Annotated in this window: 14 protein-coding genes; 11 read left to right on the forward strand and 3 right to left on the reverse strand. The window is 40.4% G+C overall.

The window, feature by feature from the left end; all coding sequences use genetic code 11:
- Positions 1–3: 3 nt before the first annotated feature.
- Entirely contained in the window at positions 4–1,122 is a 1,119-nt protein-coding gene (locus tag CSV70_RS01970) for an S-(hydroxymethyl)glutathione dehydrogenase/class III alcohol dehydrogenase (RefSeq protein ID WP_099628431.1), read from the reverse strand.
- Between the two features lie 125 nt (positions 1,123–1,247).
- On the opposite strand from CSV70_RS01970, the gene CSV70_RS01975 reads away from it, so the two are divergent.
- The 3 genes from CSV70_RS01975 to CSV70_RS01985 all read left to right on the forward strand — a co-directional run bounded on the left by CSV70_RS01975 (position 1,248) and on the right by CSV70_RS01985 (position 2,915).
- Complete coding sequence (locus CSV70_RS01975) at positions 1,248–1,610, forward strand: winged helix-turn-helix transcriptional regulator (protein WP_085132233.1); 363 nt, start codon at positions 1,248–1,250, stop codon at positions 1,608–1,610.
- Positions 1,611–1,684: 74 nt separating this feature from the next.
- Entirely contained in the window at positions 1,685–2,197 is a 513-nt protein-coding gene (locus CSV70_RS01980) for a YehS family protein (RefSeq protein WP_099661119.1), read from the forward strand.
- Positions 2,198–2,255: 58 nt separating this feature from the next.
- Entirely contained in the window at positions 2,256–2,915 is a 660-nt protein-coding gene (locus CSV70_RS01985; RefSeq protein ID WP_099661118.1) for a peptidylprolyl isomerase, read from the forward strand.
- A 124-nt stretch (positions 2,916–3,039) separates the two neighbouring features.
- Here the strand turns inward: CSV70_RS01985 and CSV70_RS01990 are convergent, their stop codons facing one another.
- On the reverse strand, positions 3,040–3,798 hold the full coding sequence (locus CSV70_RS01990) for a DUF817 domain-containing protein (RefSeq protein WP_099661123.1): 759 nt from the start codon (positions 3,796–3,798) through the stop codon (positions 3,040–3,042).
- A gap of 151 nt (positions 3,799–3,949) precedes the next feature.
- On the opposite strand from CSV70_RS01990, the gene CSV70_RS01995 reads away from it, so the two are divergent.
- Positions 3,950–4,726 (forward strand): TatD family hydrolase, encoded by a 777-nt coding sequence (locus CSV70_RS01995; protein WP_099626613.1) that lies wholly within the window; start codon positions 3,950–3,952, stop codon positions 4,724–4,726.
- Positions 4,727–4,777: 51 nt separating this feature from the next.
- Here the strand turns inward: CSV70_RS01995 and CSV70_RS02000 are convergent, their stop codons facing one another.
- Positions 4,778–5,266, reverse strand: coding sequence for a hypothetical protein (locus CSV70_RS02000; RefSeq protein ID WP_085132230.1), 489 nt, complete (start codon positions 5,264–5,266; stop codon positions 4,778–4,780).
- 338 nt (positions 5,267–5,604) lie between these two features.
- Here CSV70_RS02000 and isdC point away from each other — a divergent pair, with 338 nt between their 5' ends.
- The 7 genes from isdC (at position 5,605) to srtB (ending at position 12,439) form a co-directional block, all read left to right on the forward strand.
- Positions 5,605–6,249, forward strand: a complete 645-nt coding sequence (isdC, locus tag CSV70_RS02005) for a heme uptake protein IsdC (protein WP_233191746.1) — start codon at positions 5,605–5,607, stop codon at positions 6,247–6,249.
- Between the two features lie 2 nt (positions 6,250–6,251).
- Positions 6,252–7,667 carry an NEAT domain-containing protein gene (locus CSV70_RS02010; RefSeq protein ID WP_099661116.1) on the forward strand — a complete coding sequence of 472 codons (1,416 nt, stop codon included), beginning with the start codon at positions 6,252–6,254 and terminating at the stop codon, positions 7,665–7,667.
- 90 nt (positions 7,668–7,757) lie between these two features.
- Positions 7,758–8,951 (forward strand): NEAT domain-containing protein, encoded by a 1,194-nt coding sequence (locus CSV70_RS02015; RefSeq protein ID WP_085132227.1) that lies wholly within the window; start codon positions 7,758–7,760, stop codon positions 8,949–8,951.
- Between the two features lie 48 nt (positions 8,952–8,999).
- The gene (gene isdE / locus CSV70_RS02020) at positions 9,000–9,878 is read left to right on the forward strand and encodes a heme ABC transporter substrate-binding protein IsdE (RefSeq protein ID WP_099661122.1); all 879 of its coding nucleotides are present in this window, start codon (positions 9,000–9,002) and stop codon (positions 9,876–9,878) included.
- 33 nt (positions 9,879–9,911) lie between these two features.
- Entirely contained in the window at positions 9,912–10,877 is a 966-nt protein-coding gene (locus CSV70_RS02025; protein ID WP_099661115.1) for a FecCD family ABC transporter permease, read from the forward strand.
- Positions 10,878–10,883: 6 nt separating this feature from the next.
- Positions 10,884–11,654, forward strand: coding sequence for an ABC transporter ATP-binding protein (locus CSV70_RS02030; RefSeq protein ID WP_085132225.1), 771 nt, complete (start codon positions 10,884–10,886; stop codon positions 11,652–11,654).
- 11 nt (positions 11,655–11,665) lie between these two features.
- Positions 11,666–12,439, forward strand: coding sequence for a class B sortase (gene srtB, locus CSV70_RS02035; protein ID WP_085132224.1), 774 nt, complete (start codon positions 11,666–11,668; stop codon positions 12,437–12,439).
- Positions 12,440–12,512: the final 73 nt, after the last annotated feature.

Raw genomic sequence — 12,512 nt, forward strand, 5'->3', positions numbered from 1 at the left:
ATCTCACTCTCCATATGTTAGTATTGATCGAATTGATTCACCTTTATGGAGCAAATCAAATGCTTCATTAATATCCGTGAAATTTAGTTGGTGTGTAATGAACGAATCTAAATCAATTTCACCGTCCATGTAGTCGTCAATCATCCCTGGCAATTCTGTTCTTCCTTTTACTCCGCCAAATGCAGACCCGCGCCATACGCGACCCGTAACTAATTGGAATGGACGGGTATGAATTTCTTTACCGGCCCCCGCGACACCAATGATAATACTCTCGCCCCAACCTTTATGGCAGCATTCAAGAGCAGCTTTCATTACTTCGACATTACCGATACACTCGAAGCTGTAATCGACACCGCCATCCGTCATGTCTACGATGACTTCCTGAATGGGTTTATCAAATGTAGAAGGATTGATGAAATCTGTTGCGCCCATTTTCTTCGCCAGTTCAAATTTGTCTTCATTCAAATCGATTGCAATGATGCGGCTTGCTTTTGCTTGCTTCAATCCTTGAATAACGGCCAAACCAATAGCTCCTAGACCGAAGACTGCCGTAACAGCACCTTCTTCTACCTTCGCTGTCTTATGAACAGCTCCAATACCCGTAGTGACACCACATCCAAATAGACAAACTTTATCAAGCGGTACGTTGTGGTCTTCCACTTTAACTAGGGAGATCTCAGAGACGACAGTATACTCACTGAAAGTGCTCGTTCCCATGTAGTGATAAATTGGTTCACCGTTGTAAGAGAAGCGAGTCGTACCGTCAGGCATTAATCCTTTACCTTGTGTTTCGCGAATGGCACCACATAGATTAGTTTTACCCGATAGACAGAATTTACACTTCCCACATTCAGGTGTATAAAGTGGAATAACGTGGTCACCAGGTTTAACGGAAGTGACTCCTTCACCTACTGAAACTACGACACCAGCGCCTTCATGGCCTAAAATGGCAGGAAATACTCCTTCTGCGTCATCGCCTGATAATGTATATGCGTCTGTGTGACAGACAGAAGTGTAAAGAATTTTGACTAATACTTCATTAGCTTTTGGTTCTTCTACATCAATTTCTACAATTTTAAGTGGTTCTCCAGGTTTGAATGCTACAGCTGCTCTACTTTTCACATGAAGCCCTTCTTCCTTTTACTGTATTGTGTTTACTTTTCTATCATTACATATTATAATTCACCATGCAATACTGACTCTTTTGTCACTATGAACATGATTAGTATAGAAAGAAGTGAAGCAATATGGTCATTCATTATAAAGATAAGCAGTACTTTACGAGCAAAGATTTAGCTTTGTCTGTCATAGGTGGTCGTTGGAAAATTGCGATCATCTGGTGCTTATTGCACGAAACACCGTTAAGACTAAGCGAAATACAGAAAAAACTTCCAGATGCTAATCAACGAATGTTGATTAGACAGTTACGTGAATTAGAAGAGGATGAAATCATTACGCGCTATGTCTATCCCGTCGTGCCACCAAAAGTGGAGTACAAATTAAGTGAAATTGGTTTATTATTGGAACCAGTCGTTACATCGATTTGTGATTTTGGCGATCAGTTTATGCAAACGATTGAACAAGAGACAGATTCAACGTCAATTGACTGAATGAAGACAAATTATAACGAATCAGGCTATACTAAGAACCAAAGCTATATACTATAGAGGGTACAGGTGATTACATGAATAATAATGATATTTTAAGCAGATTACGCTATGCGCTGGATCTAAAGGATTCCGCAGTTGTAGAAATGTTTGCGTTAGGTGGACTGCAGACAAACAGAGCGGAAGTAAAAGAGATGCTGACAAAAACGAATGAAGATAGTACAGATGAAATGCAGATGAATGAATATGCAAAGGAAATCGACAACATGACGTTGGAGTCATTTCTAAATGGCTTAATCAGCTCCAGAAGAGGAGTACCAGAAAATACCGGCAATGCACCGCAACCATTTCTAATGTCAGAAGAAGGCCATCGTAATGTCAATAATATTTTGCTGAAGAAAGTCAAAATCGCATTATCTCTTACAAGTGAAGATATGCTAGAGATTTTAGAAAATGCAGGTGTTACGATTTCTAAAAACGAGTTAAGTGCTGTTCTTCGTAAAGAAGGTCATCGAAACTATAAACCGTGTGGTGATCGATACGCTCGAAACTTCCTAAAGGGATTAGCATTACGTTACCGTGAAGAGTAAAACCATAGCTCGGAGTAGGTCATAGAAGATATAAAATAATAGGGAGTGTTAGACGGATATGTTCAAGCGTAATAAAGCATGGTATTTCATAATGAGTTTGATGGCGTTGGCCGTTCTTTTAGTAGGGTGTGGCAAAGCGACTGAAGAAAAAACAGTGGAGACACCTAAAGAAGAAGCGGTTGATTACTCGAAGGATGTAAAAGAGAACCCCGTCGTGACGATCACGATGGAAAATGATGAGCAGATTGTGTTGGAACTAGAGCCGACTGTTGCACCGAATACGGTAGCGAATTTCATTTCCTTAATTGAAGACGGCTATTACGATGGCTTGATTTTCCACCGTGTGATTCCAGGCTTTATGATTCAAGGCGGAGATTCATCTGGTGATGGCTCAGGCGGACCAGGATACGCTATTGACGGAGAATTCTCTTCGAATGGTTTTGAAAATACTATGAAACATGAGCGCGGTGTGATTTCGACTGCGCGTACGCAAGAGCCGAACTCTGCAGGGTCACAATTCTTTATTATGACAGACGACAACTCTTCACTTGACGGAGAGTATGCGGCTTTTGGTAAAGTAACGGAAGGCATGGAGACAGTGGATGCTATCGTGGCTAATGAAACAGATGCTATGGATAAGCCTATCAAAGAGCAGAAGATGAAGACAGTTGAAGTAGACACAAAAGGCTTCGACTACCCTAAACCAGTTACACATTAATTATTACAAGACGCAGTAGGCTATTGAGCCTGCTGCGTTTTTGATAGTGCGTTTTTTTATTTCCCATGGAATATACCCTTCTTAGGGGGCTTAGTAAAGTACTTACCTGTTACGATATACATATCTATTCCTTTTTAATTTGTTTTAACACCGCCACGATGAGGAAACTGACGATCACTAATAGTAACCAAGAACTTAATTTACCTATGCCAACAAGATGCCATGTCTCACTTTGATTGGGATAGGTCCAAGCAGCGAAGAAAGTAGCAATATTTTCAGCTACCCAAACGAAAAAGCCAATGCATATGAATGAAAGAGATAAGGGCATACGGTACTGTGTGTCGTTTATCCAATAACTAACCGAGGCACGCCAAAAAATAACCAGTACTAATGCGGACAACCACCATCTTAAATCGAACCAATAATGATGTGTGAAGAAGTTTCCATATATCGCGATAGCAAGAGGAATAACTGCCCAGAGCGGAGGCCACTGAATGAGGTGGACGTGCAATCTCCTCCAAGCCTGGCACAAATAACTTGCTACACTTGCATACATGAAGCCGCTGTACAAAGGAACATCGAAAACTTTGAAAAATCCTTCCTCAGGATAAGACCAAGAACCCATATGTACTTTAAATATTTCTAAAGTTAGGCCGATGATGTGAAATAACGTAATCACTTTCAGTTCATCACGTGTTTCGAGTCCAGATCGTACCATCCACCACTGAGTTCCTATGAAAATGAGGAGTAGCCAGTCGTATCGTGGTAGAAAAGGTAAAGGGATGAGTTGTGTAAGTGCTAGTGAACTGAAGATAATAATAGGGAAAATGCAAGCCAAAGCTTGTTGCCAACCGAAAATAAAGAGTTGTCGTGTTGTATTCATTGTTTTCGTACGTAATGCATGCAAGTTCATATGTCACCGCCTACTTTTTTGTAATAGAAAGTAGTATGACGCTGAGATAATAGTTTGGGTTCATTCAAGGAGAAACGTTTCACGTGAAACATAGCATATTAGTGAAAGAGGGTGATAAGTTTTGAGCAGGCATGTAATCGATGCGCATATTCATTTAGATATGTATGAAGAAGAAGAACGAATTCAAGTTTTGCGCGCATTAGAAGTGAATGATGTGACTGCACTAGTGGCGGTTTCAAATGACTTCGCATCTTCCGTTAAGCAATTAGAACTTTCGAAAATAGATAGACGGATCAAACCTGCAATAGGTTATCATCCAGAACAAGCGTTACCGAGTGAAGTGGAACTTTCAGCTATACTGCAATTGATTGATGAACATGCCAATTGCCTCGCTGCGATTGGAGAAGTAGGGTTGCCTTATTATTTGCGACAAGAGCAGGCTGATTTTGACGTGTCACTTTATAAAAATGTGTTGGAATGTTTTGTTCGGAAGGCAGATAAATATAACTTGCCAATTTCTTTGCATGCCGTTTATGCAGATGCAACTATTGTTTGTGAGATGTTGGAACAGTATTCAATCTCGAAAGCACACTTTCATTGGTTTAAAGGAGACGACAGAGTATTGCAAAGAATAGTTTCGAACGGATATATGATTTCTGTGACGCCAGAAGTTACGTATCGAGAAAAGATTCAACATATAGTCAAACAAGTTCCGTTCACTCAGCTAATGGTAGAAACAGATGGACCGTGGCCTTTTGAACATTGTTTTAAAGGTAAATTAACGCATCCTTCTATGTTGCATGAGAGTATTAACAGTATCGCCAAAATTAAAGGTGTAACTGTTGATGAAGCATATAGAGAAATCTATAAGACAACACAACGATTCTTTTGCATATAAAACAAAGACACGCTTCAATGAGAGTGTCTTTGTTTTATCTAAGTACACAATTCATGAACAAATTACTATAATTTTATGTGGTGTAGTTTGGGCAGGAATACTCTTTGTCGTTGTGGTATATATAACTATCAAATTTCGCTCTGCTATATTTCCTGTGAAATACTGGTCATTTGTCAAAAGTATTTCAGTTTGCGGAGACAGATTAAGCTGAAGCGTTCCGTCACTACTTTGCAAGCGACGATTGAAGTAGTCAACTTTGACGTTTTCACGAGGGGAGTCTTTAGACATAACAATTGCTCTAAATTGCGGAGGATAGATCATAGGCGTGGCAGCATCGGCATCATAAAATCCTGTAACGCGATCACCTACATGAATTTTTACATGATTGACGAAATAAGTTGTCGGCTCTACTACAAAGTTGACGACATTTCCTCTACCATTATCGACTGTCATCAACAAGTAGCAACCAGCGTCATTATTTTGCCCCGTATAAAAATCATTTATTACCATTACGACACCACTGAAGGACTGAATATTCATTGCACTACCCCTTTCATCCATAAATCATATCCATCTAGACTATGCGAAGCTTTAGATTTAGTGACTAGTTAAAAAGTTTATAGCCTAAATTGAAATAATTTTCCAAATACTAATTGACATTACTGGAAAAACAGGATATATTAAATGATAATTGTTCTCATTTATACGTTACAAATGTCACAGATTTGTCATAGACCATTAGATGATATAGTTGCAATGATTCATGTATGGGGTAATTTATGAGATAATTTAGAAGTGGAAATATATCCAGTGAATGGTAGTCAATCGGTGGATTTATGTAGCATGAAAATGAGCAAGTGAGAGGGGTTTATGTCCAAGTGAGAAAAGCATTTTTATACTTTTTAGTTGTAAGTTTTTTCGTGTTGACAGTAGGTCTACCGCAAGCATCTGCTAAAATAGCAGACGGTACCCAGCAATTAAATTATCAGGTTAATCAGCCAGATAGCAAGAACGCATCTATTGCAAATGATTATTTCCAAAAACCGGCACTCGTAACTGTAACGAATGGTTCTGCCATCGTACAGCTGACGCTTAAGAACAGTTCTTTGATTACGAAGTTCGAGCCAGCAGGCGGAGCGGAAGTGGTCAATGAAGATCTGAAAGCAGATACGCGTGTTGTAGAGTTTAGCGTAAGTGATATTTCAAAACCTGTAAAGATCCCGATAAAAGTCGACGTAGAGCATATTAATTACCATCACGAGTATACAGTGGATTTAGTGTTTGAGGACAAGAACGCCGTGACACCACCGGCAGTAAAACCACCAACAACTAATACGAACCGACCACCTAGTATTAACACCAACACTAGTACCAGTACAGTGACAAAAAAACCAACTACTCAAGAACCAGTTAAGAATCCACAAACCAGTGATTCAACGCCGTACCTATTAATCTTCGTATTGGCAGGTTCTGCATTTTTATTGTATAAAACTAGATTCCAAAGAAAACAGGGGGAACACTAATTATGACGAAAAAAACATCATCTCGTGTAACGAAAGTAGTACTTGCTTCATTACTAGCAGCTTCCATCGCTATTCCAACGGCGGCATCAGCTAATCCGATCAGCACAAGCGATCGAGCAACGTCTACTTTGAAACAAGCCGTAACAGTGGATCAAGTGATTGATTTAAATATATACAAGTCTGGAACAACGACACCTGAGCCGGCAATTAGTGGCCATCTCGTGCCACAAGGAACTTTAGTTGAAAAAGACGGAATATCATATGCGAACGTAACGGTTGCGGCTAAATCAGCTCCGATGATTGCAGGTCTTCAAACGAAACAAGGAGAAGAATTTGCTGATGCAACGGAAGTTAAAAATACTGATGGCACAACTACTTATACTTTCCCGGTAGTTACCGATAAAATATATCCAGGTAGAATTCATGTAGTAGTACCAGCGGCTAACATGGACAAGTGGTATGAATTTGATATGAGTGCAACAGTCGCTAAAGCAGACACAGATGCGGAAACAATAAGCGATGTGAACGTAAAAGTATATAAAGATGGGACGAATGAAGAATCTATCATGAACGATTATATGTCCCCAATTGCATCCGTAAAGAAAATAACGGAAGGCAACGAAGTAACAGTAACATTCCCTAAAGGAAGCTATATCCAAGGCTTCAAAGTTGCGGGCAAAGACGTACCTGTAGCAACAGATGATAAATCAACAGGTGTACGCACATATACATTCAATGTAGCGGATCTAACAAAGTTAGTGAATGCTGAGATTCACGTTATTGTGAATGAAGGTCCTATACAATATGACTCAAACCACAAAGTGCAAATTGCTCTTGACGGTGCAAAACCAACTGTGAACCCGTTCAAAGACATCGACAAAGACGGTAACAAAGAAGCGATTCTCGCACTTCTTGACAAAGGTATTGTAAAAAGTGCGGACAAGTTCAATCCACGTAACAACATCACACGTTCACAGTTCGCCTTGATGGTTGCGCGTGCGTTGAAGTTAGAAGAAGCTCCTTCTGCAGGGTTCCAGGATTTAGGCAAAATCACAGACAAAGAGCGTATCAACGCAATTAATGCTCTTGCCAAAGCAGGTATTGTCCAATCGAATGCCAAGTTCAATCCGAATGATATACTGACTCGTCAGCAAGGAGCATTGATGCTATACCGTGCAATTCAATTTGCAGAAGGTAATGAAATCAAAAAAGGTGATACAACTCTGCCATTCTATGCAGATGGGAAAGCAATTACAGATCCTGAAGCGAAGCAAGCATTTGCATTGTTGTATGCAGAAAAAATTATGACAGGCGCAAAACAACCGAATGGTAAAGTTTTGATCAACTCTGGCGATTCACTACAACGCACACAAATGGCTAAAATCCTAAACGGTTCACTAAACTTCATGGGAAAATAAGAATCAATACAGATACTTCCTTTCGCCTTTCCAAAAGCGGAAGGAAGTTCCTGTCGTTTTACATGATATGTAAAGGAGTGTACGTCCGAAATGAAAAACATGGTTTTATTACCGCTACTTTTGCTACTCATCTCTGCGTGGCTTCCTTTTCATTCTGTAAATGCAAACGAAAAGAAAGAAATCACACATGATGTGTATCAAGTTGAACTAAGTTTTCTATCACATGAAGCCGAGAGCATAAATCTTTTATTTACTAAGCAGGCTACGTTAACTGTTAAGGAAGATCGCTATACATTATCCATTTCGGCGAAGAATGACCACATCTTAACGCACGTCACTGCGGTACAGCAAGGGAACAAAACGAGCACGCGACTGGATCGAGCAGAAAACTTAGTTCAGTTTGATATACAGGATATACATCAAAAGATTGAACTCACAGGCAAATATCGTTTGCCAAAAGAACATGCACAGCAATTTTTTTCATATGAAGTGTTGATCCAGGAGCAATCATTACCAGTCTTTGACCAGATTCAACCAAGTGATGATACTGTACACTACCAGTTGCTGTCAGATGGTAAACGATCGGTAATGAACGACTATGTCAATCAAGTAATACACGTCAGTAAACGTGACAATCGATACTATGCACAGTTAGAGATTCTTCAACCGAGTAAAGTTAAAGGCTTCACGGTAGAGCAAGGTGGTAATTTAGTGGAACCAAAAGTGGTCTCACAAAACAAGTCACGTATTGTGCAGTTTGAAGTAGAAGATTTCCAGAAGGGGACTCGTATCTGGATGAAAGTGGAGGACGCTGAGAACTCGCATGTACAGGAAGAGTTTTTGCAAATTACTTTCGATCAGCAACAGATTGCGAAGTTTTTGAACAAAGTACCTTCAGACAGCAAAGCAGTTTCTTCCTTGACTAAGCGAACTGAGCAACCGAAAGAAAGCCCTACACCCACTAAACAAACCACGATTGAAAAAGAAGAAAAGAAAGAAAGACCGTCCGAAAAAATAGAACAAGCACAGGATGAAATACCACCTCTTCTTCCTGAAGCGCAATTGGAATTTGATCGTACGGTGGATGACGTGGAGGAAGAACCAGCCGAGGTCGTTACACAAGTAGCAAGCGAACCGGAAGAGCTAGCAATTCATGTACAGGAAGAACAAACGATTCCCTTCGATACAATGAAAATTGGCATACTGTTCACATTATGTATTTTGTCGGGCATCTTATTAATACGTCGACTAGTAAAGAAAAATAACGTTACGAGTAATGAATAACGAGTGGAGGATTACATCGTGCAGAAAAAGTGGAGATATGTATGGTTGATGTTGGCAGTCATGACAGCAACTATTATCGCAGGGTGCGGAAATGATAAAGAAGAGAAAGCTGTTTCGGCAGACGCGGCTAAGAAAAGTGAAAGCGCTGAAACAAGTGAACAACGAATTATTGCGGGTACTGTAGTCATCGCAGATATTCTAGATAAGTTAGATATAGATGCCATCGCTATTCCTGAAACGGAAAAAAATATGGCAAGCCGGTTTGATGAGCTTCCAACCATCGGTAATGCCATGACACCGGACATGGAGATTGTGAAATCAATGAATCCGACAGATTTTTTATCCGTTTCTACATTGGAATATGATCTCGAAGCCGGTTTCGAACAATTGAATATTCCAGCGACATTTTTAAACTTCCAAAGTGTCGATTCAATGATTCAAGAAATCCAAGGTCTTGGAGAGCGCTACGACCGTAAAGCGCAAGCAGACAAATTAGTAGGGAATTTACAGAAAAAGATTGAAGCCGCGGAAGTAGTAGCAGCGAATCGCAACGGTCCAAGTGTATTAATATTATTAGGTATTCCAGGCAGTTACTTAGTTGCGACGGAAAACTCCTACGCGGGTGATCTCGTGAAACGTGCTGGTGGAACGAATGTAATGGAAGGTCAAGATCCTGAATACTTATCGTCAAATACTGAGTATCTTCATAATAGTAATCCAGATATTATTTTGCGTTTATCACATGGTATGCCAGATGAAGTTGTGGAAATGTTTAACGAAGAGTTCCAAACGAATGATATATGGAAACATTTTGATGCTGTGAAAAATGGTAAAGTCTATGATTTGGAAGAAGAGTTATTTGGCACAACCGCTTCGTTGCAAGTACCTGAAGCATTAAGTGAGCTAATGAAGATATTCTATCGATAACTCGATGAATGTCGTTTGAAAAGGAAGTCCGTCATGAGAAAAAGAATTGCTAGTTATGTAATCGTATTCCTGCTGCTTGCCGTAACAATCGTTTATTCTGCTACGACAGGCAGTATTAAAATGGGCTTCTTTGAGTTTTTCAGAGCGTTCTCTGAACAAGGCAACAGTCAAATGGAAGCAATTCGCGATTTGCGTTTTCCAAGGATGATTGTGGCGATATTTGCAGGCGCGGCATTGTCGGTTTCGGGTGTCTTGTTGCAGTCCGTTATGCGTAATCCGCTTGCAGATGCGGGTATTATCGGGATATCTTCCGGTGCAGCATTCATGCAGTTATTCATTATTTCATTCTTTCCGGCACTCTTTTTCATGACGCCTTTATTTGCCTTTATGGGTGGGGCGTTCGCTTGTTTTCTCGTCTTTGCATTATCGTGGAAATCCGGTCTCAGCCCGTTGAAATTAATTCTAGTTGGAATTGCGATCAATGCGATGTTCACAGGCCTCACCGAAGCGTTCATCAGCTTTGGTGGATCGTTGAACGTCTCAGCCTCAAGCGTGATCGGTTCGAATTTAACGATGCGTACGTGGAGCGATGTTTCGACTATCGCGACATACGGAACCATCGGATTGGTTCTGGCGTTTGTATTGTATAGCTGGTGTAATTTATTAGTGCTACAGGATAAGACAGCGAAGAGTATTGGCTTCCATGTCACGCGTGCCCGTTTAATCATTGCGGCAGTAGCTGTTTTACTAGCGGCAATTTCGGTCGTAGTGGCGGGTGTAATATCATTTGTTGGCTTACTTGTACCGCATATTGCCCGCAGATTGGTTGGCCATGACCATAAGGTGCTTATACCATTTACTGCTCTTTTAGGGGCATTGATTATCTTGTTAGCTGACACGCTCGGTAGAACAATCGTAGCACCGCTTGAAATACCTGCTTCAACGCTGATGGCGATCATTGGCGGGCCGTTCTTAATATTCTTACTGCGAAAAGAGTGATACGTTATGGAAATGAAGCGCATTATGGTATCGCATGATAATATAACCAACCATTTGGATGATGTCTCGACGTCTATTTCTAAAGGGAAAGTTACGACGATCATTGGACCAAATGGTTGTGGGAAATCGACATTACTAAGTGTACTTTCACGAATTAATATGCCCACTTCCGGAACAGCTTCACTAGAAAATCGTGATTTAGTGATGTTTAAGCCGAAAGAGTTTGCGAAGAAGTTAGCGATTGTTTATCAGCAGAATGAAGTACCAAAAGATTTGACGATTGAGAAACTAGTCGGCTTCGGTCGGTTGCCACATAAAACGTTTTTACAGCGAAACCAAGAAGAGGATGACAAGGCTATAGATTGGGCATTATCCGTGACAAACCTGACCGACAAACGCCATAAAGACTTAGAAGCATTATCGGGTGGGGAGCGTCAGCGTGTATGGATTGCGATGGCATTGGCACAGCAATCAGAAATACTCTGCTTGGATGAGCCAACAACATACTTAGATATTTATTATCAAATTGAATTATTAGAGCTCGTGAAATCACTGAATGAAGATTATGGATTGACGATTGTCATGGTATTGCATGATATCAATCAGGCGATTCGTTACAGTGATGTGATCATTATGATGAAGAATGGTCGAATCATTGCAGAAGGGCCGCCACGTGAGATCATTACAAAGGATGTCATCAAAGAAGTATATGGAGTCAACGCCGTGTTTAAGGAAGATGACGAATTAGGTCTTTATATGATGTCTCTTGGTATTTAGGAGGTAAGCTGATGAAGAAACGCCTGTCGAAACTCATGCCTTTCGTTTATCTAGCAGTCTTTCTCTACTCAGGCTATTTACTCGTGCAGTATTTGTATACATACGTGGAATCAGCCAGCTCATTGAAGGAGACGCAACAGATGTATGAGAAGGCGTTGGAAAACACGGTTCAGGTTGCTGTAACAGAAGATGTTAAAGAAGACGCATCGAATGACTATTCGATGCGTCCGCAGTTTGAAGAATTGAATAAGGTGAATCAAGATATCGTGGGTTGGATTTCAGTAGAAGGAACCAATTTGCATAACCCGATCTTGCAGGCTGAAGACAATGATTTTTATTTAAATCGTAACTTCACACGAGAAAATAGTCGCGCAGGCAGTGTCTTTATGGATTATCGGAATGATATTACGGATATGAGCCGCAACACGGTCCTCTATGGTCATGCAATGAGAAATGATACGATGTTCGGTAGTTTGAAGAAATTTGGTGATCAAGACTATGCAGACGAACATCCCGTTATTTATGTCGATACATTGTATGAAGGGTATGATATTGAAGTGTTTGCAGCATATGAAACGACGATTGACTTTTACTATATCGAAACAGATTTTCAGACGGACGAACAATTTTCTGACTTTCTCGAGGAAGTGGAATCACGTTCTCTGATTGATATGCCTGTTGAAGTAGGGGCAGATGATCGAATTGTGACACTGTCCACTTGCAATAACTCGGTGAATAGTAAAGATAAACGCTATGTAGTGCAGGGGAAATTAGTGAAGCGCTAACGTATATATAGAACGAGGAGTTGCTCTAACAGGGTAGCTCCTTTTATTTCTTTAACGATTCGTCTGATAATGA

It is taken from the genome of Sporosarcina sp. P25 (assembly GCF_002743235.1).
Taxonomy (GTDB): Bacteria; Bacillota; Bacilli; order Bacillales_A; family Planococcaceae; genus Sporosarcina; species Sporosarcina ureae_B.

Coding starts and splice junctions, on each gene's coding strand:
- CSV70_RS01975 (WP_085132233.1), top strand. CDS start 1,248: ATGGTCATTCATTATAAAGATAAGCAGTACTTTACGAGCAAAGATTTA.
- CSV70_RS02025 (WP_099661115.1), top strand. CDS start 9,912: ATGAGAAAAAGAATTGCTAGTTATGTAATCGTATTCCTGCTGCTTGCC.
- CSV70_RS02015 (WP_085132227.1), top strand. CDS start 7,758: ATGAAAAACATGGTTTTATTACCGCTACTTTTGCTACTCATCTCTGCG.
- CSV70_RS01980 (WP_099661119.1), top strand. CDS start 1,685: ATGAATAATAATGATATTTTAAGCAGATTACGCTATGCGCTGGATCTA.
- CSV70_RS01985 (WP_099661118.1), top strand. CDS start 2,256: ATGTTCAAGCGTAATAAAGCATGGTATTTCATAATGAGTTTGATGGCG.
- srtB (WP_085132224.1), top strand. CDS start 11,666: ATGAAGAAACGCCTGTCGAAACTCATGCCTTTCGTTTATCTAGCAGTC.
- CSV70_RS02030 (WP_085132225.1), top strand. CDS start 10,884: ATGGAAATGAAGCGCATTATGGTATCGCATGATAATATAACCAACCAT.
- CSV70_RS01990 (WP_099661123.1), bottom strand. CDS start 3,798: ATGAATACAACACGACAACTCTTTATTTTCGGTTGGCAACAAGCTTTG.
- CSV70_RS02010 (WP_099661116.1), top strand. CDS start 6,252: ATGACGAAAAAAACATCATCTCGTGTAACGAAAGTAGTACTTGCTTCA.
- isdE (WP_099661122.1), top strand. CDS start 9,000: ATGTTGGCAGTCATGACAGCAACTATTATCGCAGGGTGCGGAAATGAT.
- CSV70_RS02000 (WP_085132230.1), bottom strand. CDS start 5,266: ATGAATATTCAGTCCTTCAGTGGTGTCGTAATGGTAATAAATGATTTT.